Below are 20,232 nucleotides of genomic sequence, written 5' to 3'. Positions count from 1 at the left end.
CGGGTGGTCTCGCGCGTCCTTAGGGGGAGACCACCGGCTGAGGGGGACACGTGCCTGCGAGCTTCGACGAGTTCGTCGCGGATCGCCTGGACGGCCTCCTGCGCTACGCGACCGTCCTGACCGACGATCCGTACCTGGCGCAGGACATCGTCCAGGAGGTGCTGCTGCGTGCTCAGCAACGCTGGCCGAAGATCGACTCGCCACCGACCTACGTCCGCCGGATGGTGACCAACGAGTACCTCTCGTGGCGGAGGCGGCTGGCGGTCCGCCGGGTGACACCCTCGTCGCCGGAAGTGCTCGACCTGGTGAGCCCACCGGTCTCCGATCACGCCATCGAGTACGACGAACGCGACGCGATGCTGGACCGGCTCGCGAAGCTCCCGCGCAAACAACGCGCCGCGATCGTGCTCCGCTACTACGAGAACTACTCCGACGAGGAGATCGGCGCGGTGCTCCGCTGCGCGACGTCGACCGTGCGCAGCCAGATTTCGCGCGCGCTCTCGACGCTGCGGGAGACCGGGCCGTCCTCGTCCGTTCAGCCCACGGGAGCCAGCAAATGACCCGACTGAGTGACGAGCACACCGAGGACCTGATCCGGGAGAGCCTCGAACACCTGGCGACGCGGGCGCCCGACGGTGCCGAGATCCGCGACGCGCTGGCCCAACGGCCGTCACGCCGTCCGACGATGGCCTTGGCACTGGTCGCGGCGGCGGTCGCGATCATCGCCCTCGGCGTCCCACTGGGCCTGCGGGCCTACACCACGGTCACCCCCGCCTCGCCGCGCAACGCCGACTGGGCGGTGCTGCCGTACAAACCCGGCTGGCTGCCCGACGGCTTCAAGGAGCTGACCCGGAGCGCGAAGCCCTATCCGGGACCGCAGACCAGGACGTGGAGCAACGGCGAGGTCGGGCAGCTGCGGCTGACCACCACGCCGCTGGACGACCGGCGCGGGCCGTGGACGATCGCGCCCGCGCCGAACCAGATCATCGTGCACGGCCGCGTCGGGATGGTCGCGGAGGTCTACGGCGACGGGACGATGCTGACCTGGTCGCCCGACGACACGTACCTGCTGAGCTTGACGCTGATCGGGGTGAAGGATCCGCGCGACGTCGGCCAGCGGATCGCGGACGAGATGGTCAGGGACGACCGTGCCCGGGTTTCGGGCGAGCTGCGGTTCGGCAAGCTGCCCACCGACCTGGAGCTGTCCGGGGTGAACCTGTTCATGACCGTCGGCGGGGGTGCGACCGAACTCGAAGCCACCCGTACCGGGCAACCCACCGCGGCGGCGGTCGTCACGGCGTCGCTCCGCGCCGAACGGCCGGACTCGGGCGACGCCACGCCCGTGCCGCTCCAGGTCAGGGGCGCCGACGGCTTCTTCCTGCCGCAGCGGACCGGACGGCTCGGGCACGAGGACGAAACGGTCGCCGTCCAGGTCGAGGGCGGGCGGTGGCTCACCGTCTCCGGCAAACGGGACCAGGCGACGCTGCTCGACATCGCGAACGGCGTGCAGCTGATCCCCGGCGATTACAGCTGGTTCGGGAAGCCGCCGGAATAGCGACGGACGGGCGGGGGTTGTCGACGGCATGACGGACACCTACCGCTCCATCGTGTTCACCGAGTACGGCGACTCCGGGGTCCTGCGCGTCCTCGAGCGGGAGCTGCCCGAGCCGGGCCCCGGCCAGGTGCGGGTCGCCGTCCGGGCCGCGAGTGTGAACCCGATCGACTGGAAGATCCGCTCCGGGCTGATGGCCGAGGTGTTCCCGACGGAGTTCCCCGCCATCCCCGGTGGCGACATCGCCGGCGTCGTCGACGCGGTCGGCGAGGGCGTGTCCGAGTTCGCGACCGGTGACGAGGTACTCGGCTCCGGAGCGGGCGGATACGCGGAGTACGTCCTCGCGAAGCCCGCGAGCCTGGTCCGCAAGCCCGAGTCGCTTTCGTGGGAGCTGGCCGCGGCGCTGCCCGCCGTCGTCAACACCGCCTATCGTGCGCTCAACCTGCTGGATCTCCGGAAGGGCGAGACGCTGCTCATCGACGGCGCCGCGGGAGGTGTCGGCACCATCGCCGTGCAGCTCGCCGTCGCGCGCGGGCTGACCGTCGTGGGCACGGCGAGCGAAGGGAACCACGAGTACCTGCGCTCGCTGGGCGCTGTGCCGGTGCAGTACGGCGAAGGGCTCTCCGAGCGCGTCCGCGACGTCGCACCGCAGGGCGTCGACGCGTCCTTCGACGCTTCCGGGCGTGGCTCGCTGGCCACCCTGGTGGAGCTGACCGGTGGCCCGAAGCGGGTCATCACCATCGCCGCTCCGGACGCGGCCGACCACGGCGTCCGCTTCACGTCGGGAACTCCTGCCGAGCAGGTGCCCGGCTCGCTGGCCGAAGGCGCCGCGCTCGCCGCCGAAGGCAAGCTCGACCTGCCGATCGCCCGGGTCTACCCGCTCGCCGAGGCGGCCGCGGCCCAGGACGAGAGCGAAGCGGGCCACGTCCGGGGCAAGCTCGTCCTGGTCCCTTGAGCCTCACCTCGTGAGTGGTGAGGACGGTTAGAACCAAAGCTGTCGTAGGTACCTACTGAATGTGGGTGGCCGTTGGCCGCCGGTCCGTGAAGGCCTCCTTCCCTACCCTGAAGGTAGGCAAGGAGGCCTTCACGGACTACACGATCGCCACCCGCGGCTCGGCAACACCACAAGTCCCAGCAGTCACAGCAGATGCGCGTGAAGGCCCCCTTCCCTCGGCTCAGCCGAGGAAACTCGACCTTCACACCTTCCCCAAGTACGTGAAGGCCCCCTTCACTGCGTCTAGCGCAATGAAGGCGGCCTTCACGTACTGCTGGAGGCGTGTCTTGTGAGTGGTAAGGGCGGTTAGAACCGTCTTCACCACTCACGAGACGCGCCCCCATGTCCCTCTTGACTCTCGCTTCTCAACGGGCGCAGAATTAAACGCATGACTAATTCAGCGATCTCAGTGACCGGCCTGCGGGTCGTCCGCGGCGGCCGCGAGGTCGTCAGGGATGTCAATTTCGCGACGCCGCGCGGCCGGATCACCGGTCTGCTCGGCCCCAGTGGCTGCGGCAAGACGACGCTGATGCGCTCGATCGTCGGCGTGCAGATCGTCGCCGCGGGCGAGGTCACCGTGCTCGGCCATCCCGCGGGCAGCCCGCCGCTGCGGCGGTTGATCGGCTACGCCACCCAGAACCCGGCCATCTACGCCGACCTGACCATCACGGAAGCCTTGCGCTACTTCGCTTCCGTGCTCCGCGCGCCGGTGTCCGATGTGGACAGGGTGATCGGCGAGGTCGGGCTCGCCGATCACGCCGGCAAGCTAGTCGGCTCACTGTCGGGTGGGCAGCACAATCGCGCCAACCTCGCGGTCGCGCTGCTCGGGAAGCCCGAACTGCTCGTCCTCGACGAGCCGACCGTCGGCCTGGATCCCGTGCTCCGCGACGAACTCTGGGCGCTTTTCCGCCGTCTCGCCGAGGGTGGGGCGACACTGCTCGTGTCCAGCCACGTCATGGACGAAGCCGCGCGCTGCGACCGTCTGCTGCTCATGCGCGAAGGCCGGATCCTCGCCGACGACACCCCGGCCGGGTTGCGCGAGCGCACCGGCACGACCGATCTGGAGCAGGCGTTCCTGCGGCTGGTCCGCGAGACCGAGGTGAGCCCGTCGTGAACCCCGCCTTGACCCTGGCCACGGCCCGCCGGATCCTCCTGCAGCTCCGGCACGATCCGCGTACCGTCGCGATGCTGATCGTCGTGCCGTCGCTGCTGATGGTGCTGCTGCGCTTCGTCTTCAACTCCGAAGCGGTGTTCAGCCGCGTCGCCCCGGCGCTGCTCGGCGTTTTCCCGTTCCTGATCATGTTCCTGATCACCTCGATCACGACCTTGCGCGAGCGCACCACGGCCACGCTGGAACGGCTGATGACCCTGCCGATCGGCAGGATGGACCTGCTCTTCGGTTACGCGCTCGCGTTCGGCTCCATCGCGATCGTGCAGGTCGGCGTCGCCGCCGGGGTGTCGCTCGCCTGGCTGGGCCTGGACATCGCGGGCTCGATCGGGATGCTGCTGCTCATCGCCGTCCTCGACGCGCTTCTCGGGATGGCCCTCGGCCTCTTCGTGAGCGCGTTCGCGCGGACCGAATTCCAGGCGGTGCAGTTCATGCCGTTGTTCGTGCTGCCGCAGATCCTGCTGTGCGGCCTGTTCGTGCCGCGCGGGGAGATGGGCTGGCTCCTGAACTGGCTCTCGAACGTGATGCCGCTTTCGTACGCCGTCGAGGCCCTCACCCGGGTCACCACGTCGGGCACCGTGGACGCGACGCTGATCCGGAACCTGATCATCGTCGGGGCGTGTGCCCTGGCGGCACTGGTCCTCGGCGCGGCGACCCTGCGCAGGCGAACGGCCTAGACTCTGCACATGGGATCGGAGTTCGAGCGGATCGCCGCCGAGAAGTACGTCGTCCTGACCACCTTCCGCAAGAACGGCACCCCGGTGCCGACGCCGGTCTGGGCGGCGGGCGACGGCGGCGAACTGGTGATCTGGTCCGAACGGAAGGCGGGCAAGGTCAAACGCATCCGCAACAGCGGGCGGGTCGAGGTCCAGGCCTGCGACTTCCGCGGCAACAAGACCCACGGCGACGTCGTCGCGGGCGAGGCGCGGCTGCTCGATCTCGACGAGACCGAACGCGTGCGCAAGGTGATCGCGCGGAAGTACGGGATCACCGGCCGGGTCACGATGTTCTTCAGCAGACTGCGGGGGCCGAAGGACCGGACCGTGGGGATCGCGATCAAGCTGGCCGAGTGAGCTGAGCCTCCCGCAGCTCCGCCGCCATCGCCGCCGAGTCGTGGTCCGGCCCGCAACCCTCCACCAGGATCAGATCGCCCGGGATGTGGTCCGCCCGCAGGTGCAGGATCTCCCGGTAGGCGGGCGACGCGTACCACTCGCGGGCCACGGCCAGGCTCGGGAAGCCGATCATCACCAGCACTCCCGGCCACTCCCCCTCGACGACCTCGATCTCGTTCCCGTGCACGAGGAACTTCCCGCCGAAGGGGTCGAGCGTGTCCTGGATCCGCTCCAGGTACTGGAGCACCTCTTCGGTCGGTGCACCGGTGGGGCGAAGGTGGGCGATACCGTACGCGGTCATGATGTCCTCCCAGGTTTCGTTGTCCTGGAAGGAATCCTGACCGAACGGGCGCGCGGCGTCGATTACCCGGGAGGTAAAGCTCAGAACTCCGCGACGGCCGCGAGCGCCTCGGGCAGGGTGAACGCGCCGGCGTAGAGCGCCTTTCCGACGATGGAACCCTCGACACCGTCCCGGGCCAGCGCGGCCAGCGCGCGGAGATCGTCCACACTGGACACACCGCCGGAAGCGATGACCGGCGCGTCGGTGCGGGCGGCGACCTCGCGGAGCAGCTCGATGTTCGGGCCCTGGAGGGTGCCGTCCTTGCTCACGTCGGTGACGACGTAGCGCTGCGCGCCGTCGCGGTCGAGCCGGTCGAGGACCTCCCAGAGGTCACCGCCGTCCTGGGTCCAGCCGCGCGCGGACAGCCGGTGCCCGGCCTCGGTGATCCGCACGTCCAGCCCGATGGCGACCCGGTCGCCGTAGGAGGAGACGACCTTCGCGGTCCACTCCGGGTCCTCCAGCGCCGCCGTGCCGAGGTTGACCCGGCGGGCGCCGGTGGCCAGCGCGGCCTCCAGCGACGCGTCGTCGCGGATGCCACCGGAGAGCTCCACCTGGACGTCGAGCTTCGCCACGACGTCGGCGAGCAGCTCGCGGTTGGAGCCCTTGCCGAACGCGGCGTCGAGATCCACCAGATGGATCCATTCCGCCCCGTCACGCTGCCAGGCGAGCGCCGCCTCCAGCGGGCTGCCATAGGAGGTTTCGGTGCCGGCCTCGCCCTGGACGAGTCGCACGGCCTGGCCATCGGCCACATCAACGGCGGGAAGGAGCGTGAAAGTCACGCGCCCACTCTAAGCGAGGGTGTTCAGCCAGTTGCGCAGCAGGTGCGCACCCGCGTCCCCGGACTTCTCCGGGTGGAACTGGGTCGCCCACAGCGGCCCGTTCTCGACGGCGGCGACGAAGTCCTGACCGTGGTTCGCCCAGGTCACCTTGGGTTGCTGCCCGGCGAGGCCGGAGTCCAGGTCCCAGGTCCGCGCGGCGTAGGAGTGCACGAAATAGAACCGCGTGTCCGCGTCGAGCCCGGCGAACAGCTGCGAATCCTCCGGCGCGCGGACGGTGTTCCACCCCATGTGGGGGAGGACGACGGCCTCCAGCCGGTCGACCGTGCCCGGCCATTCGCCCGCGCCTTCGGCCTCCACGCCGTGCTCGACCCCGCGTTCGAACAGGATCTGCATACCGACGCAGATGCCCAGCACGGGGCGGCCACCGGCGAGGCGTTTGCCGATGATCTTCTCCCCCGACACCGACCGCAGCCCCTCCATGCAGGCGGAGAAGGCGCCGACACCGGGGACGACCAGGCCGTCGGCTTCGAGCGCGGCATGCGGGTCCGCGGTGACCTCGACGTCGGCACCGGCGCGCTCGACGGCGCGTTCGGCGGATCGGAGATTGCCGGACCCGTAGTCCAGGATCACCACGCGAGGAGTAGCCACGCTCTCCAGGCTAGCGGACCGGATTTTCCCCGGATTCCCTGTTTCGACCTTCACTCTTCTGGGTAATAGCGACTCCGAGTGAAAGGCCGGCGCAGGACCGCCCTGCACTTATGGAGGAACGATGCAGGACGCCGACGACCTGACCCGCCTGCTCAACGCCTGGCGCGAGGACATCGACAGCGTGCCTTTCCCTACCTTCGCGGAGCTGCTGATCCCGGCGCAGAAGCGGCGCTCCGCCCCGGCCCGGACGGCCACGGCATCGGTTCAGGTGACGAAGACCACCGGATGGCGCGATCGCTGACACCCGACTCCGGTCGTGTGTGTGGTTTTCTTCATAGGAAGATGCCCCACCGAGCCGACCAGGAGTGACGCATGAGCAGCAGCCCGGATCCGCGCGACTTCCTCGATCTCGACGCCGAGCTCTCCGCCGAGGACCGGGCCATGCGGGACGCCGTGCGCTCGTACGCGCACGACCAGCTCCTGCCGAACGTCGCCGAATGGTACGAAACGGGCGTCCTGCCCGCCGCCGAGCTCGCCAAGGGGTTCGGGCAGCTCGGGCTGCTCGGCATGCACCTGGAGGGTTACGGCTGCGCGGGTACCAGCGCGGTCGCCTACGGCATCGCCTGCCGCGAACTCGAGGCCGTCGACTCCGGGCTGCGCAGCTTCGTCTCGGTGCAGGGTTCGCTGGCGATGTACGCGATCCACAAATGGGGCACCGAGGAGCACAAGCAGGAGTGGCTGCCGCGGATGGCCGCCGGTGAGGCGCTCGGCTGCTTCGGCCTGACCGAACCGGACGCCGGCAGCGACCCCGGCAGCATGCGGACGCGCGCGGTGCGCGACGGCTCCGATTGGGTGCTGAGCGGCACGAAGATGTGGATCACCAACGGAACCGTGGCCGACGTCGCGGTCGTCTGGGCGCAGACCGACGAAGGCGTGCGCGGCTTCGTCGTCCCCACGAACACGCCGGGCTTCACCGCGAACGAGGTCAAGCACAAGCTGTCGCTGCGGGCCTCGTTGACCGCGGAACTGGTGCTCGACGGCGTCCGCCTGCCGGATTCGGCGGCGTTCCCCGAGGTCAGGGGGCTGCGCGGACCGCTGTCCTGCCTGAACGAGGCGCGCTACGGGATCCTGTTCGGCGTCGTCGGCGCCGCTCGCTCCTGCTACGAGTCCGCGCTGGAGTACACGCTGAGCCGGGAACAGTTCGGCAAACCGCTGGCCGGATTCCAGCTCACCCAGCGCAAACTCGCCGACCTCGTCGTGGAGGTCAACCGCGCCGGGCTGGTCGCGCTGCGGATCGGGCGGCTCAAGGACGCCGGGACGCTGCACCACAACCACGTCAGCTTCGGCAAGCTCGCCAACGTCCGCTCCGCGCTGGAGGTCGCCAGGACCGCGCGCGGCATGCTCGGCGCCAACGGGATCTCGCTGGAATACCCGGTGATGCGGCATATGTCGAACCTGGAAACCGTGCTGACCTACGAGGGCACGGAGGAGATGCACGCGCTCTCGCTCGGCCAGTCGGTCACCGGGCTGGCCGCTTTCCGCTGAGCGGCGATCAGTCCCGCGCGGAAAGGAGATCCGCGAGCCCGTCCGGGTAGAGGATCGCCTTGCCGCTCGCCACGTCGGCCATCGGCAGCCAGTGCACGCGGGCGCCGTCGTCGAGGACGACGCCGACCTCGTCGCGCTCGTAGAACGCCTTGTCGATGAGGTCGGCGGTGAACAGGAACACGATCTCGTGCCCCGGCCTGCCTTCGAAGGTGAACACGTTCTCCAGCACGGCGATCTGCTCGACCGAGGTCAGCTCCGCCGCGAGTTCCTCCTGGAATTCGCGGTGCAGCGCCTCGGCGGCGGTCTCACCGAACTCGATCCCGCCGCCCAGCGGCCGGTGGTAGGTCACTCCTTTGGCGTGGTCGCGGCCTTCGAACACGAGAAGGTCGTCGCCGCGGCGGATCACCCCGAGCGCGAGCGGGCGGATCTTCGTCATCCCGGTGACGCTAGCGGAGGAATTCCTTGACGGACAAGGCGATCGAACCGGCGTCGAGACCGTGCGCGAGGTCGTGATCGGCCATTTCGCCGTAGATCCGGACTTCCGCGTCGCGCCGGACGCCCAGCGACAGCAGCCGGTGCGGCGTTTCGGACAAAGCGTCCGCCACCGCGTGCGCCGAGGTTCCCGCGAGGTAGGGCTCGACCAGTACGACGTCGGTGCTGCCCGCGGCCTCCACAGCCGAACGCAGCCCGGCGGCGTCGAACGGCCGGATCGTCGAGGTGTAGAGCACGGTGACGTCGAGGTCGGCCGTCGCTTCGAGCACCCTGTCGAGCATCGGCCCGACGGCCACCACCACGCCCCGCCCGCCTTCGCGCAGTGTCTGCAGGCCCGCGCCCAGATGCGCTTTCGCGTTCTCCTGCGCGGAAAGCCGGAGATAGACGCGTCCGGTGCCGGGGATGGACTCGAGCAGCAGCCTCCGTGCTTCCTCGGGGTGTCCCGGCACGTGCACGGTCCAGCCCGGCAACGTGTCGATGAGGGCGACGTCGCCGGGCGCCTGATGCGTCCGCCCGGCGGTCGGCATGTCGTAGGACGCGCCCGACGACACCAGCACGGCGCCGACGTCCTGATGTCCGAGGTCGAGTTTGACCTGCTCGAAAGCCCGCTCCACGAGGAACGACGAGAAGGTGTGGACGATCGGGCGCATCCCGGCCAGCGCCAGCCCGCCCGCGGTGCTCATCATCAGTTGCTCGCGGATGCCGACGTTGAGCACCCGGTCGGGATGTTTCCTCGCGGCGAAGGCGAGTTGTGCCGCGGAGATGTCGGCGAGCACGACGGCGACGTTCGCGTCGGTGTCGAGCACTTCGGCGGCGGCTTCCAGGAACGTTTCGCGCATGTTCACGGGTTCAGGCCTTTCGCTCGACGGTCGCGACCACGGCGAGCGGCCGGTCCGGATGGGGTGTGGTGAGGGCTTCGTGGAGCGCGTCGTGGTCGCGGCCGTCGACGGTGCGCGTCGTCCAGCCCTCGACCTCGAACCGGCGCGCGATCCCGCCGGGCCAGCCGTGCGTGGCCGAGGAGTTGTCGACGACGACGGCGGTCAGCTGCGGCATGCCGATGCGGCCGGCGACCGCGATGGCCTCTTGGTTGGAGCCCTCGTCGAGTTCCGCGTCGCCGACGAGGGTGACGACCTTGGCGTCACGGAATCCCTTGGCGCGCAGGCCGAACACGGTGCCGATGGCCAGCGGGAGCCCGTGCCCGAGCGAGCCGCTGGAGATCTCGGCCACGGGCAACCTCGCCCGGTCCGGATGGTGGCCGAGCCGGGACTCGGCCGAAGTCCAGTCGGCGAGTTCCTCCTCGTGGATGAAGCCCTTCTTCGCCAGCACCGCGTAATAAGCCATCGGGCCGTGGCCCTTCGACAGCAGGAAACGGTCGCGGCCGGGCTCGCGGATGTTCTCCGGGGTGATGTCGAGCACACGGTCGTAGAGCACCCATAAGACGTCCACAGTGGACTCCGCGGCGGCCTGATGCTTCTCGTCCCCGGTCATCAGCGAGATCAGCCGCGGCAGATCCTCGTAGCCGGTCTTGATGTCAGTGGTCATGAACCGAGGTTGCAACCTCGACTTAGGTCGAAGTCAAGGCTAGCCTGGCGACGTGACGAGACTGGCTGAACACCTGAGCATCGGACAGGTCGCCGACCGCAGCGGCGTGCCCCATACGGCTTTGCGTTTCTACGAGGACAAAGGGCTGATCAGCTCCGAACGCTCGGCTGGCAACCAGCGGCGGTACTCGCGTTCGGTGCTGCGCCGGATCGCCTTCATCCGCGCCGCGCAACGGGTCGGCCTCAGCCTGGACGACATCAGCTCGGCACTGGAGACCCTACCCAAGGACCACGCCCCCACCAAGGCCGACTGGGCCCGCCTTTCGCGAGGCTGGCAGGACGAGCTCGACGCGCGGATCGACGCGCTGCAGCGCCTGCGTGACCGGCTGACCGGCTGCGTCGGCTGCGGTTGCCTTTCCCTGCGCAGCTGCGGGCTCTACAACGCCGACGACCAGATGTCGCGGTTCGGCCCCGGCGCGGGCAAACTGCGCCCGGCGTCCGAGGGCGGCATCTGAATTCCGTTGCCACGCGGGGGCCGGATATGGGTCACTGTGCCTCGAAATGGACAAGAAACACCTCATCCGGGTCTCGAAGCGACTCTCCCGGCATCTGCGGCACGCACCCGGCGACATCGGGATCACCCTCACCCCCGACGAACTCGACGAAGTCGTCGAGGGCAACGACAAACGGCGCGAGGGGCTCCGGCCGATGAACCGGCACGCCGTGCATCTCTCGGCGACCGTGGACACCGCGCGAGCCGTCGGGGCGCGGGAAATGACCGCCGCCGGACACGAATTCCAGGTGAGCGCCAACGGTGTGTGGCTCACCGCGGCCGTTCCGCCGGAGTTCCTGCGGCGGCTAGACGAGGCCGTTGGCCCTCAGTAGCCCCAGTGTGCCCACGGTGAACATGCCGTTCCACTCCAGCGCGGCCGCGGGCGAATAGCTGGTGTAGTCGACCCGCCAGCCCCCGTCTTCGTGCTGGCCGCCCGCCACCCGCCGCAGATCCGCTTCGATGACCTCGGGCCGGAAGAGTTTCCGTGCCGGGCCGCCGGGTTCCGGGGCGAAATCGAGCGGGCGCATGGCCTCGCCTTCGATGCCGCCGCCGACGGCGACCACCCCGTCGGCCGGGAGGAACCGGCCGAGCTTCTCGACCAGACGCGTGTCGCCCAGGGCGTCCACCAGCTTCATCGCGAAGGCGAGCACGAGCGCGTGCGGTGTCTCGTCGAGCTTTTCGATCTCGCCGAGGCAGTAGCTCGTCGCCTTCGCCAGCCACGGATGCGCGGCGACCGCGGGATCGTGCGCCGCGACGCGATGGGCGGTGACCGCGACGATCGCGGTGATCTGCAGCGAGGAGACCGACGGATCCGCGTTCGCCCAGAAGGGCGCGCTGCCGAACGGATCCGGCATCGGGACCGCGAACGGGATCCCGCCGTCGGGCAGGGAGATCGAGTCGAGCCAGTCGCAGAGTTCGGCCGCGCGCGGACTGGTCGCCGGGCCGACGTCGGCGAAGACCTCGAAAGCGTGCAGCGCGCCACCGGGCTGGCTCGTCACCGAGCGGCAGTCGGGTTCCAGCCCGTGGCCGTAACCGCCGTCGGGATTGCGGTACGCCTCCAGCGCGGCGAGCGCCGCCGCGGGGTCACCGTCGCGGAAAAGGACCTCGAAGCGCCGCCTGTCGAGCAGTCGGGCCTGGGTGGCCATGAACGTGGCCGCCGTCGTCAGATCGATGTTCATACCGACAGCGTCGCGTGGATCGCGGCCGCCGTCTTGAACACATCGGTCACGAACGGCGGCGCGGGCGGTTGTAGAGCTTGCGCCCGACGGCCAGGAGCGTTTCGCGCAGCGTTTCGTCGTCGAGCGACGCGACCTCGGGCGAGCCGCCGGCGACGGCGATCCCCGCCAGCAGCACCTGCGCGGTGACGATCGCGGTGAGATCCGGATCCGGGCCGACCAGGATCTCCAGCAGCCGGTTCTTGAAACTGTCCGAGCTGTGCACGGACTTCTCGATCGCGCGGGCGATGCCGGGGTCGCTGGAGAACAGGGCGACCAGCGAACGGTGCCGCACCACGAGATCGACGAAACCGTCCAGCAGGTGGTCGATCTGCGCACCCCGGGTGCGCTGGGCGCGGGCGTCGTCGACGATGCCCTCCAGCTCGCGCAGCACGGGCTCGGCGACGGATTCGGTGATCTCCGCCTTCGTCTTGAAGTGGTAGTAGACGGCGGCCTTCGTGACGCCGAGGGCGTCCGCGATCATCTGCAGCGAGGTGCCTTCCACGCCGTGTTCGGTGAACAACCGCAACGCCGTGCCCAGTAGTCGCGTGCGGGTGTCCTCCGCGTGGACGACGTCCATGTTCCCTCCTCGTTCAGCCGTCGGAGATTACGTCAAGCGTGCCCGCGTGGCCAAACGAGTACTAGCCGTGCGGCTAGTCACACACTTGCCGATCGGCTTGTAGGCCCCTAGCCGATCGGCTAGCTTGGAATGAACCTGATCGAGTGAACGGGAGACTTTCGTGGCCAGCTTCCTCTACCGCCTGGGCCGGTTCTCGTTCCGGCGCCGGGCACTGGTGACGGCGGTGTGGGCCGCCGTCCTGGTGGCCCTCGGCGCGGGAGCGCTGACCCTGTCCGGCCAGCTTTCGAACTCGGTGACCATCCCCGGCACCGAGTCGCAGAAGGCGATCGACCAGCTCGCCGACCGGTTCCCGGAAGCCGCCGCCGGTGGCGCGACTGCGCGCGTCGTCATCTCGACGCCCGGCGACATCACCGATCCCGCCGGACAGGCGGCGATCACGGGACTCGTCAAGGGACTCGAGAACGCCCCGAAGGTCGCCGGCGTGGTCAACCCGCTGCAGATGCAGGCGATCTCCCCCGACAAACACGTCGCGCTGGCGCAGGTCAGCTATCGCGTGCCGGGCTTCGAGCTCACCGACGCCGACCGCGAGGGCTTGATGGCCGCCGCGGACGCCGCCAAGGCGGCCGGGTACACAGTGGACTTCGGCGGTGACGCCGTGCAGGCGATGCCCGCGACCAACGCCACCGAAGGCCTCGGTGTCGCCGTCGCCGCGGTCGTCCTGATCATCACCTTCGGCTCGCTGCTCGCGGCCGGGATCCCGCTGCTGACCGCGCTCATCGGCGTCGGCATCGGCATGGCGGGTATCACCACGGCGTCCGGTTTCCTCGAACTGAACACGAACACGCCGGTGCTCGCGCTGATGATCGGCCTGGCCGTCGGCATCGACTACGCGCTCTTCATCGTCTCCCGGTATCGGCACGAACTCACCATCGGACGGGATCCGGAGGAAGCCGCCGGACGCGCCACCGGTACCGCGGGCTCCGCCGTGGTGTTCGCCGGGCTGACCGTCATCATCGCGCTGGCGGGCCTGACCGTCGTCGGCATCCCGTTCCTCGGCGAGATGGGCATCGCCGCGGCGATCACCGTCGCGATCGCGGTCGTCATCGCGCTCACCCTCCTGCCTGCCATCCTCGGTTTCGCGGGCGGCAAGCTGGCGGGCGGCAAGATCCGCTTGCGCCGCAAGGAAAGCACGACGACACACGGCGAGCGCTGGGCGAAGTTCGTCGCCCGCCACCGGATCCCGGTGCTGATCGCCGCGATCGCCGGACTCGCGATCGTCGCCGTGCCCGCCGCGAGCATGCAGCTCGGCCTGCCGAACGACAGCACCGCCGCACCGGACACCACCCAGCGCAAGGCCTACGACACCGTCGCCCGCAGCTTCGGCGAAGGCGCCAACGGCCCGCTGGTGATCGTCGTCGACCTGAGCGGCAGCACCGACCGGCAAGCCGCGCTCCAGCAGGCGGCCGCGGGTATCGGCGGCCTCCCCGAGCGCCCGATCGTCACGCCGCCCAAGACCAACCGCGGCGGTGGCCTGGCGTTGCTGACCGTCATCCCGAAGAGCGGCCCGAGCAGCACCGCGACCGAAGACCTGGTCAGCGACATCCGCGGCCTGAACGCGAAACTGGGCTCGGCCACCGGTGCGTCGCTGGCCGTGACCGGCCAGACCGCGGCCAACATCGACGTCTCCGAGAAGCTCGCCGACGCGATGCTGCCGTATCTCGCGCTGATCGTCGGGCTCGCGTTCCTGTTGCTGATGCTGGTGTTCCGGTCGATCGTCGTGCCGCTGAAGGCGACGCTGGGCTTCCTCGGTTCGGTGGTCGCGACGTTCGGCGCCGTGGTGGCCGTGTTCCAGTGGGGCTGGCTCACCGACCTGCTCGGCGTGAAGACGACCGGGCCGATCATGAGCATGCTGCCGATCCTGCTGATCGGCGTGCTGTTCGGGCTCGCGATGGACTACCAGGTGTTCCTGGTGACGCGGATGCGGGAGGAATACGTCCACGGGGCCGACCCGCAGGAGGCGATGGTGACCGGTTTCCGGCACGGCTCCCGCGTCGTGGTCGCCGCCGCGCTGATCATGATCAGCGTGTTCGCCGGCTTCGTGCTCGCGGAATCCTCGCTGATCCAGTCGATCGGGTTCGCGCTGGCCTTCGGGGTGCTGGTGGACGCGTTCGTGATCCGGATGACCATCGTGCCGGCGCTGATGTCGCTGCTCGGCCGCGGTGCGTGGTGGCTGCCGAAGTGGCTGGATCGCGTGCTGCCCGATGTCGACGTCGAAGGCGAGAAGCTCGCGAAGCAGCTGGATGCGCCTGACGAGCGGGAGCTGGTCGACGCCTCGAAGTAGCTCTGTCCGTGAAGGCCTCCTTGAGTGACTCTGGGTCCCTCAAGGAGGCCTTCACGGATTCAGCCGAGTGCCGCGCGGGCCTCTCCCAGCGCGAAGCCGAGCAGGTTCAGCCCGCGCCAGCGTTCGGCGTTTTCGACGTGCGGATGGTCGGCCGCCAGCCCGATCCCCCAGACGGTGTCCAGCGGGCTGGCCTCGACCAGCACACGATTCCTGGTGCCGAGCAGGAAGTCCCGCAGGTTCGGGTGCTGCCCGAATTTCGCGAGCGTCCCGTCGAGAACGATGCCGTAGCGCTCGTCCTCCCAGCGCGCCTGTTCGAATCCCCGCACCTCGCGGCCCAGCGCCTTGGCCTCACGCGGATGCCGGGCGCCGAGGATCCGCGCCGCGCTCTCGGCGTCGTCGAACAGGACCGCTTTGCGCCACATCATGTAGTGCTCGGCCGTCGGGAAGGTTTCGCCGTCGGCGGTGAACCGGGCGGGCCACCACTGGCTGAAGCATTCGGGCCCGACCGTGCCGTCACGCCGGGGCTGATGACCCCAGAAGTACAGGAACTTGACGCGGCTCCCCGATCGCTGGAGCCGGACGACCTCGGCGACCGAGCGCGGGTTTCCGGACATGCCGGACAGCATGCTCGCCGTCGTCGCGACGCGCAGCCGATTTAGCGGACGGCGCTCAGGCCAGCCAGGCGATGGCGCCGCCGATGGCCAGCAGCGCGCCGATCCCCAGCACGACGGCCATGAACTTGACGCTCTTCCAGGTCGCGTAGACGCCGCCGATCAGGAAGCCGCCGAGCGCGAACAGCAGCACAGCGATGGTCGTGTTACTCACGACCGCCACCCTGCCACACGCCCGCGAGCCGGACCGCGCCGGGCTCGTCCCTTGTCACCGGGGCGGGACCCGGCTAACGTACAACCACATGGTTGTACTTCGTGAGGAGAGCGAGGAGTCGCTCAACCAGCTCTTCCGCGCCTTGGCCGACGGCACCCGCCGCGACATCCTGGCGCGGGCGATCGCGGAAGCGCCGACGGTGTCCGAGCTCGCCGCGCATTACGAGATGAGCTTCGCCGCCGTGCAGAAACACGTCGCCGTACTCCAGCGCGCGGGGCTCGTGCGGAAGCGCGCCAACGGCCGCGAACAACTGGTGTCGACCGACCGCGAGCGGCTCAAGCGCGCCACCAAGCTTCTCGACTCCTACGAAGTCCTTTGGCGCCAACGGGTGGCGCAGCTCGACGATGTCCTCCGGGAAGGGGAATGACGATGCCGATCACCTCGGTCACCAAAGATCCCGAGAAACTCCAGCTCACCGTCGTGGCGGACTTTCCCGTTCCGCAAAAACGCCTCTGGGCCGCTTGGGCGGATCCAAGACAATTGGAACGCTTCTGGGGGCCGCCGTTCGCGCCCGCCACGTTCACCCATCACGATTTCCGGACGGGCGGCCGCGCCGAATACTTCCTGACCGGGCCCAACGGCGAGAAGTGGCCCAATTCCTGGAAGTTCGCCGCGGTGAATCCCATCGACTTCTTCGAGGCGGAGGACGGTGACGGCGACGACGAGGACATGCCCACGTCCATGACTTTCACCTTCGAGACGACAGCCACGGGATCCCGGATGATCCATGTGACGCGCTTTTCCAGCGTCGAAGCCATGGAAAAGACGATTCCCGGGATGGAAGAGGGGTTCCGCGCCGCGATGCCCCAGCTCGACGCACTGCTGGAGGCATGATGCGGAAGCTCAAGATCATCGAGCACATCTCGCTCGACGGCGTGATCCAGCATTCCGAGGACGAGAACGGCTTCCCGTACAGCGGCTGGAACATGCCCTACCGGACCCCCGCCGGCCGGGAAGCCCTCCTGGCCGCGCACACCGAACGCTTCGACCTGCTGCTCGGCCGCCGCACCTACGACCTCTGGTCGGAATTCTGGCCGGACGCGCCGAGCGAGCCGTTCGCGGACCGGATCAAGGCGGCGACGAAGTTCGTCGTCACCCACCGGCCGGAAAGCCTGAAATGGGGCCCGTTCGAGGGGATCGGGCCGGACATCGTCACCGCCTTGAGCCGCATCAAGGCGCAGGACGGACCGGACCTCATCCTCTCGGGCAGTTCCACGTTGACGTCGACGTTGCTCGAAAACGGACTCGCGGACGAAGTCGTGCTGGCCGTCTACCCGCTCCTTTTGGGCACGGGCAAGCGTTTCTTCGCCGAAGGAACGCCTGCCCAGGCCCTGGACTTCGTCGGCTCGACGACGACTCCGTCCGGCGTCCAGCTCACCACCTACCGCCCCACCGGCCGCATTTAGTCCTCTAAATGCGGGGGTTAGAGGACGCCCTTCGTGGACGGGATGCCGCCCGCTCGCGGGTCCGGCTCGGTCGCGGCACGCAGCGCCCGCGCGACGGCCTTGTACTCGGCCTCCGCGATGTGGTGCGGGTCCCGGCCGTGCAGCACCCGCACGTGCAACGCGATCTGCGCGTGGAACGACAGCGAGTCGAACACGTGCCGCGTCAGCACGAACGGGTAGTTCCCGCCGATGGTGAAACTGTTGAACTGCTCGGGCTCGCCCAGGTGCACGCAGTACGGCCGCCCGGAGACGTCGATCGCGGCGTGCGCGAGGGTTTCGTCCATCGGGATCCACGCGTCGCCGAACCGGCGGATACCGCTCTTGTCGCCGAGCGCCTGCCGCAGCGCCTGGCCGAGCACGATCGCGGTGTCCTCGACGGTGTGGTGCGCGTCGATGTGCACGTCACCGGTCGCCTGCACCTTGAGGTCGAGCGAGCCGTGCACGCCGAACGCGGTGAGCATGTGGTCGTAGAACGGGACACCGGTGTCGATCTCCACCTGCCCCGTGCCGTCCAGATCGAGCTGGACCGAAATGGACGATTCCTTGGTGGTGCGGTCCACCTTGCCGACGCGACTCATCGCGGCACCTCCTTGCTGGCCTCGAGAAAGGCGTCGTTCTCTTCCGGCGTGCCGATGGTCACCCGCAGGTGCCCGGCGATGCCGACGTCCCTGATCAGCACGCCGTTGTCCAAATAGGACTTCCAGGTCGCGGGCGCGTCCGCGAACCGTCCGAAGAGGACGAAGTTCGCGTCACTCGGAACCGGCGTGAATCCCAAGCCCAGCAACGACTCCACCACGCGGTCGCGTTCGGCCGCGAGTTTGGCGACCGAGGCGAGGGTGGCGTCCGCGTGCCGCAGCGCGGCGCGCGCGGCGGCCTGCGTGAGCTTCGAGAGGTGATACGGCAGGCGCACCAGCTGCAGCGCGTCGACGATCGCGGGCGCCGCCGCGAGATAGCCGAGCCGTCCGCCCGCGAAGGCGAACGCCTTGCTCATCGTGCGCGACACGATCAGCTTCGCCGGGTACTCCTCGATCAGCTCGACGGCGCTCGGCTGCGACGAGAACTCCGCGTACGCCTCGTCGACCACCACGATGCCCGGCGCCGCTTCGAGCAGCCCGCGCAACTCGTCGAACGGGATCGACCCGCCGGTCGGGTTGTTCGGGCTGGTCACGAACACGATGTCCGGACGGCGTTCCCGCACCAGCGCGGCCGCCTTCTCGGTGTCGAGCGTGAAATCGTCGCGGCGCGGCACCGGCAGCCAGTCGGTGCGGGTGCCCGCCGAGATGATCGGGTGCATCGAGTACGACGGCTCGAAGCCCAGCGCCGACCGGCCGGGACCGCCGAAGGCCTGCAGGATCTGCTGCAGGATCTCGTTGGATCCGTTGGCGGCCCACACGTTCGACTCCGAGACCAGCACACCGGTGGACACCGCGAGATAGTCCGCGAGGTCCTGGCGCAGCGCGACGGCGTCGCGATCCGGGTACCGGTGCAGCGAAGCGGCCTCGGCGCGCACGGCCTCGGCGACGTCGGCCACCAGCGCGTCCGGCGGCGGGTACGGGTTTTCGTTGGTGTTGAGCCGGATCGGCACGTCGAGCTGCGGTGCGCCGTACGGGGTCTTGCCCCGCAGGTCCTCCCGCAGCGGGAGCGCGTCGAGCGTGATCTCCTCGCCGATGCTCATGCCCGCTCCCCCTCGAACCGCGCCGTGATGGCCTCGCCGTGCGCGGGCAGGTCTTCGGCGTTCGCCAGCGCGACGACGCGGCCGGCGATCTCGCGCAGCGCGTCCTGGCTGTAGTCGACGACGTGCACGCCCTTGAGGAAGCTCTGCACCGAAAGCCCGGACGAGTGCCGCGCGAATCCGCCGGTGGGCAGGACGTGGTTGGACCCGGCGCAGTAGTCGCCGAGCGAGACCGGCGCGTACGCCCCGACGAAGATCGCGCCGGCGTTGCGCACACGGGCCGCCACCGCACGCGCGTCCGCGGTCTGGATCTCCAGGTGTTCCGCGGCGTACGCGTCCACGACCCGGATCCCGTCGTCCACAGTGGACACCAGAATGACGCCGGACTGCTTGCCGCCCAAGGCCTCCGTCACTCGTTCGGAGTGCTTGGTCGCGGCCACGCGACCGGTGAGTTCCTTGTCGACGGCGTCCGCGAGTTCCTCGGACGTGGTGACGAGCACGCTCGCGGCGAGCGGGTCGTGCTCGGCCTGGCTGATCAGGTCGGCTGCGACGTGCACCGGGTCGGCGGTCTCGTCGGCGAGGATCGCGATCTCGGTCGGGCCCGCCTCGGAGTCGATGCCGATGATGCCGCGCAGCAGCCGTTTGGCCGCGGTGAGGTAGATGTTGCCGGGCCCGGTGACGATGTCGACGGGCTCCAGAATCGCGCCGTCGGTGTCGGTGCCGCCGTACGCGAGCAGCGCGACGGCCTGCGCGCCGCCGACGGCCCAGACCTCGTCGACGCCGAGCAGTTCGGCGGCGGCCAGGATCGTCGGGTGCGGGAGCCCACCGAACGCGGCCTGCGGCGGCGAGCACAGCACGAGCGTGCCGACACCGGCGATCTGCGCCGGGACGACGTTCATCACCACGGTCGAGGGGTACACCGCGAGCCCACCCGGCGCGTACAGCCCGACACGCTCGACCGGGATCCAGCGCTCGGTGACGGTGCCGCCGTCGACGACCTCGGTCGTGACGTCCTGACGGCGCTGATCGCCGTGGACCTTGCGGGCGCGGACGATGGACTCCTCCAGCGCCTCACGGACGGCCGGGTCCAGGTTCGCGAGCGCGCTCGTGAGCTCTGAGGCGGCCACGCGGACACCGCCGGGACGGACCTTGTCGAACTTCTCGGTGTACTCGAGGACCGCCTCGACGCCGCGATCGCGGACCGCCTCGACCACCGGCCGTACGTGATGCAGCGCCGCGTCCACGTCGTACTCGGCACGCGGGAGCGTGCTCCTGAGTTCGGCAACGGACGGGACCTGTCCACGCAGGTCGGTACGGTTCAGCATGGGTCAAGGGTACGAGGTGGCCGGATCGCCCCGAGCAGGCACACTG

General features: G+C 69.4%; 27 protein-coding genes. 14 read left to right on the top strand and 13 right to left on the bottom strand.

Features of this window, described 5'->3' with window-relative positions:
- The first annotated feature begins 50 nt into the window (after positions 1–50).
- The 6 genes from ED92_RS31830 to ED92_RS31805 all read left to right on the top strand — a co-directional run bounded on the left by ED92_RS31830 (position 51) and on the right by ED92_RS31805 (position 4,787).
- On the top strand, positions 51–560 hold the full coding sequence (locus ED92_RS31830) for an RNA polymerase sigma factor (RefSeq protein WP_037344863.1): 510 nt from the start codon (positions 51–53) through the stop codon (positions 558–560).
- A complete protein-coding gene (locus ED92_RS31825; RefSeq protein WP_037344861.1) occupies positions 557–1,555 on the top strand; it encodes a hypothetical protein in 999 nt (332 codons plus the stop codon). The genes ED92_RS31830 and ED92_RS31825 overlap by 4 nt, the downstream gene beginning before the upstream one ends.
- Positions 1,556–1,583: 28 nt before the next feature.
- Positions 1,584–2,507 carry an NADP-dependent oxidoreductase gene (locus ED92_RS31820; RefSeq protein ID WP_037344859.1) on the top strand — a complete coding sequence of 308 codons (924 nt, stop codon included), beginning with the start codon at positions 1,584–1,586 and terminating at the stop codon, positions 2,505–2,507.
- Between the two features lie 427 nt (positions 2,508–2,934).
- Complete coding sequence (locus ED92_RS31815) at positions 2,935–3,660, top strand: ABC transporter ATP-binding protein (protein ID WP_037344858.1); 726 nt, start codon at positions 2,935–2,937, stop codon at positions 3,658–3,660.
- Positions 3,657–4,391: an ABC transporter permease gene (locus tag ED92_RS31810; RefSeq protein WP_016335971.1), complete on the top strand. Its 735-nt coding sequence runs from the start codon at positions 3,657–3,659 to the stop codon at positions 4,389–4,391. Before ED92_RS31815 ends, ED92_RS31810 begins: the two co-directional genes overlap by 4 nt.
- A 9-nt stretch (positions 4,392–4,400) precedes the next feature.
- The gene (locus tag ED92_RS31805) at positions 4,401–4,787 is read left to right on the top strand and encodes a PPOX class F420-dependent oxidoreductase (protein WP_037344855.1); all 387 of its coding nucleotides are present in this window, start codon (positions 4,401–4,403) and stop codon (positions 4,785–4,787) included.
- On the opposite strand, the gene ED92_RS31800 is transcribed toward ED92_RS31805, so the two are convergent.
- The 3 genes from ED92_RS31800 to hisH form a co-directional block, all read right to left on the bottom strand.
- Positions 4,771–5,127, bottom strand: coding sequence for a DUF1330 domain-containing protein (locus tag ED92_RS31800; RefSeq protein WP_037344853.1), 357 nt, complete (start codon positions 5,125–5,127; stop codon positions 4,771–4,773). The genes ED92_RS31805 and ED92_RS31800 overlap by 17 nt on opposite strands.
- Positions 5,128–5,207: 80 nt before the next feature.
- Positions 5,208–5,945 (bottom strand): bifunctional 1-(5-phosphoribosyl)-5-((5-phosphoribosylamino)methylideneamino)imidazole-4-carboxamide isomerase/phosphoribosylanthranilate isomerase PriA, encoded by a 738-nt coding sequence (gene priA, locus ED92_RS31795; protein ID WP_037344851.1) that lies wholly within the window; start codon positions 5,943–5,945, stop codon positions 5,208–5,210.
- Between the two features lie 9 nt (positions 5,946–5,954).
- A complete protein-coding gene (hisH, locus tag ED92_RS31790) occupies positions 5,955–6,578 on the bottom strand; it encodes an imidazole glycerol phosphate synthase subunit HisH (protein WP_037344849.1) in 624 nt (207 codons plus the stop codon).
- 136 nt (positions 6,579–6,714) lie between these two features.
- Between hisH and ED92_RS31785 the strand changes: the two genes are divergently transcribed.
- Both ED92_RS31785 and ED92_RS31780 read left to right on the top strand, forming a co-directional pair.
- Positions 6,715–6,894, top strand: a complete 180-nt coding sequence (locus tag ED92_RS31785) for a hypothetical protein (protein ID WP_016335976.1) — start codon at positions 6,715–6,717, stop codon at positions 6,892–6,894.
- Between the two features lie 71 nt (positions 6,895–6,965).
- Positions 6,966–8,138 carry an acyl-CoA dehydrogenase family protein gene (locus ED92_RS31780; RefSeq protein WP_037344846.1) on the top strand — a complete coding sequence of 391 codons (1,173 nt, stop codon included), beginning with the start codon at positions 6,966–6,968 and terminating at the stop codon, positions 8,136–8,138.
- 7 nt (positions 8,139–8,145) lie between these two features.
- Here ED92_RS31780 and ED92_RS31775 read toward each other — a convergent pair whose 3' ends face one another.
- The 3 genes from ED92_RS31775 to ED92_RS31765 are packed head-to-tail and all read right to left on the bottom strand — an operon-like array spanning position 8,146 to position 10,172.
- Complete coding sequence (locus tag ED92_RS31775) at positions 8,146–8,574, bottom strand: NUDIX hydrolase (RefSeq protein ID WP_037344844.1); 429 nt, start codon at positions 8,572–8,574, stop codon at positions 8,146–8,148.
- Positions 8,575–8,584: 10 nt separating this feature from the next.
- Positions 8,585–9,475 (bottom strand): transketolase family protein, encoded by an 891-nt coding sequence (locus ED92_RS31770; RefSeq protein ID WP_037344841.1) that lies wholly within the window; start codon positions 9,473–9,475, stop codon positions 8,585–8,587.
- A gap of 4 nt (positions 9,476–9,479) precedes the next feature.
- Entirely contained in the window at positions 9,480–10,172 is a 693-nt protein-coding gene (locus tag ED92_RS31765) for a transketolase (RefSeq protein WP_037344840.1), read from the bottom strand.
- Between the two features lie 52 nt (positions 10,173–10,224).
- Between ED92_RS31765 and soxR the strand changes: the two genes are divergently transcribed.
- Positions 10,225–10,686: a redox-sensitive transcriptional activator SoxR gene (gene soxR / locus ED92_RS31760; protein WP_016335982.1), complete on the top strand. Its 462-nt coding sequence runs from the start codon at positions 10,225–10,227 to the stop codon at positions 10,684–10,686.
- Between the two features lie 46 nt (positions 10,687–10,732).
- Positions 10,733–11,056, top strand: a complete 324-nt coding sequence (locus tag ED92_RS31755) for a hypothetical protein (RefSeq protein WP_037344838.1) — start codon at positions 10,733–10,735, stop codon at positions 11,054–11,056.
- Here the strand turns inward: ED92_RS31755 and ED92_RS31750 are convergent.
- Both ED92_RS31750 and ED92_RS31745 read right to left on the bottom strand, forming a co-directional pair.
- Positions 11,030–11,902, bottom strand: a complete 873-nt coding sequence (locus tag ED92_RS31750; protein ID WP_037344836.1) for a hypothetical protein — start codon at positions 11,900–11,902, stop codon at positions 11,030–11,032. The genes ED92_RS31755 and ED92_RS31750 overlap by 27 nt on opposite strands.
- A gap of 46 nt (positions 11,903–11,948) precedes the next feature.
- Positions 11,949–12,518, bottom strand: coding sequence for a TetR/AcrR family transcriptional regulator (locus ED92_RS31745; RefSeq protein WP_016335985.1), 570 nt, complete (start codon positions 12,516–12,518; stop codon positions 11,949–11,951).
- A gap of 160 nt (positions 12,519–12,678) precedes the next feature.
- Between ED92_RS31745 and ED92_RS31740 the strand changes: the two genes are divergently transcribed.
- Entirely contained in the window at positions 12,679–14,859 is a 2,181-nt protein-coding gene (locus ED92_RS31740) for an MMPL family transporter (RefSeq protein ID WP_037344833.1), read from the top strand.
- A gap of 59 nt (positions 14,860–14,918) precedes the next feature.
- Here the strand turns inward: ED92_RS31740 and ED92_RS31735 are convergent, their stop codons facing one another.
- Positions 14,919–15,473: an NADAR family protein gene (locus tag ED92_RS31735; protein ID WP_037345693.1), complete on the bottom strand. Its 555-nt coding sequence runs from the start codon at positions 15,471–15,473 to the stop codon at positions 14,919–14,921.
- Positions 15,474–15,528: 55 nt separating this feature from the next.
- Complete coding sequence (locus tag ED92_RS43065) at positions 15,529–15,684, bottom strand: hypothetical protein (protein ID WP_016335988.1); 156 nt, start codon at positions 15,682–15,684, stop codon at positions 15,529–15,531.
- Positions 15,685–15,772: 88 nt separating this feature from the next.
- Here ED92_RS43065 and ED92_RS31730 point away from each other — a divergent pair, with 88 nt between their 5' ends.
- The 3 genes from ED92_RS31730 to ED92_RS31720 are packed head-to-tail and all read left to right on the top strand — an operon-like array spanning position 15,773 to position 17,150.
- Positions 15,773–16,111 carry a helix-turn-helix transcriptional regulator gene (locus tag ED92_RS31730; protein WP_037344831.1) on the top strand — a complete coding sequence of 113 codons (339 nt, stop codon included), beginning with the start codon at positions 15,773–15,775 and terminating at the stop codon, positions 16,109–16,111.
- Positions 16,108–16,578 carry an SRPBCC domain-containing protein gene (locus tag ED92_RS31725; protein ID WP_037344830.1) on the top strand — a complete coding sequence of 157 codons (471 nt, stop codon included), beginning with the start codon at positions 16,108–16,110 and terminating at the stop codon, positions 16,576–16,578. The genes ED92_RS31730 and ED92_RS31725 overlap by 4 nt, the downstream gene beginning before the upstream one ends.
- Entirely contained in the window at positions 16,578–17,150 is a 573-nt protein-coding gene (locus ED92_RS31720) for a dihydrofolate reductase family protein (protein WP_037344827.1), read from the top strand. Before ED92_RS31725 ends, ED92_RS31720 begins: the two co-directional genes overlap by 1 nt.
- A 17-nt stretch (positions 17,151–17,167) precedes the next feature.
- Here ED92_RS31720 and hisB read toward each other — a convergent pair whose 3' ends face one another.
- From hisB to hisD, 3 genes are read right to left on the bottom strand one after another with little or no spacing between them, the layout of a single operon-like run.
- Positions 17,168–17,767, bottom strand: coding sequence for an imidazoleglycerol-phosphate dehydratase HisB (gene hisB, locus ED92_RS31715; RefSeq protein WP_007029930.1), 600 nt, complete (start codon positions 17,765–17,767; stop codon positions 17,168–17,170).
- Entirely contained in the window at positions 17,764–18,864 is a 1,101-nt protein-coding gene (locus tag ED92_RS31710) for a histidinol-phosphate transaminase (RefSeq protein WP_037344823.1), read from the bottom strand. The genes hisB and ED92_RS31710 overlap by 4 nt, the downstream gene beginning before the upstream one ends.
- A complete protein-coding gene (hisD, locus tag ED92_RS31705) occupies positions 18,861–20,186 on the bottom strand; it encodes a histidinol dehydrogenase (protein WP_037344821.1) in 1,326 nt (441 codons plus the stop codon). The genes ED92_RS31710 and hisD overlap by 4 nt, the downstream gene beginning before the upstream one ends.
- Positions 20,187–20,232: the final 46 nt, after the last annotated feature.

It is taken from the genome of Amycolatopsis sp. MJM2582 (assembly GCF_000754115.1).
Taxonomy (GTDB): domain Bacteria; phylum Actinomycetota; class Actinomycetes; order Mycobacteriales; family Pseudonocardiaceae; genus Amycolatopsis; species Amycolatopsis japonica.
Note: the sequence above shows the minus strand (reverse complement) of the source record. Positions and strands in the feature narration are given on the sequence as shown.

Bases quoted from the DNA above. Each gene is read 5' to 3' on its own strand.
- ED92_RS31745 (WP_016335985.1), bottom strand. From the start codon at position 12,518: ATGGACGTCGTCCACGCGGAGGACACCCGCACGCGACTACTGGGCACG.
- ED92_RS31780 (WP_037344846.1), top strand. From the start codon at position 6,966: ATGAGCAGCAGCCCGGATCCGCGCGACTTCCTCGATCTCGACGCCGAG.
- ED92_RS31765 (WP_037344840.1), bottom strand. From the start codon at position 10,172: ATGACCACTGACATCAAGACCGGCTACGAGGATCTGCCGCGGCTGATC.
- ED92_RS31825 (WP_037344861.1), top strand. From the start codon at position 557: ATGACCCGACTGAGTGACGAGCACACCGAGGACCTGATCCGGGAGAGC.
- ED92_RS31725 (WP_037344830.1), top strand. From the start codon at position 16,108: ATGACGATGCCGATCACCTCGGTCACCAAAGATCCCGAGAAACTCCAG.
- hisD (WP_037344821.1), bottom strand. From the start codon at position 20,186: ATGCTGAACCGTACCGACCTGCGTGGACAGGTCCCGTCCGTTGCCGAA.
- ED92_RS31735 (WP_037345693.1), bottom strand. From the start codon at position 15,473: ATGTCCGGAAACCCGCGCTCGGTCGCCGAGGTCGTCCGGCTCCAGCGA.
- ED92_RS31800 (WP_037344853.1), bottom strand. From the start codon at position 5,127: ATGACCGCGTACGGTATCGCCCACCTTCGCCCCACCGGTGCACCGACC.
- ED92_RS31710 (WP_037344823.1), bottom strand. From the start codon at position 18,864: ATGAGCATCGGCGAGGAGATCACGCTCGACGCGCTCCCGCTGCGGGAG.
- ED92_RS31785 (WP_016335976.1), top strand. From the start codon at position 6,715: ATGCAGGACGCCGACGACCTGACCCGCCTGCTCAACGCCTGGCGCGAG.
- hisB (WP_007029930.1), bottom strand. From the start codon at position 17,767: ATGAGTCGCGTCGGCAAGGTGGACCGCACCACCAAGGAATCGTCCATT.
- ED92_RS31730 (WP_037344831.1), top strand. From the start codon at position 15,773: ATGGTTGTACTTCGTGAGGAGAGCGAGGAGTCGCTCAACCAGCTCTTC.
- ED92_RS31750 (WP_037344836.1), bottom strand. From the start codon at position 11,902: ATGAACATCGATCTGACGACGGCGGCCACGTTCATGGCCACCCAGGCC.
- ED92_RS31775 (WP_037344844.1), bottom strand. From the start codon at position 8,574: ATGACGAAGATCCGCCCGCTCGCGCTCGGGGTGATCCGCCGCGGCGAC.
- ED92_RS31805 (WP_037344855.1), top strand. From the start codon at position 4,401: ATGGGATCGGAGTTCGAGCGGATCGCCGCCGAGAAGTACGTCGTCCTG.
- ED92_RS31815 (WP_037344858.1), top strand. From the start codon at position 2,935: ATGACTAATTCAGCGATCTCAGTGACCGGCCTGCGGGTCGTCCGCGGC.
- ED92_RS31820 (WP_037344859.1), top strand. From the start codon at position 1,584: ATGACGGACACCTACCGCTCCATCGTGTTCACCGAGTACGGCGACTCC.
- ED92_RS31755 (WP_037344838.1), top strand. From the start codon at position 10,733: ATGGACAAGAAACACCTCATCCGGGTCTCGAAGCGACTCTCCCGGCAT.
- ED92_RS31720 (WP_037344827.1), top strand. From the start codon at position 16,578: ATGCGGAAGCTCAAGATCATCGAGCACATCTCGCTCGACGGCGTGATC.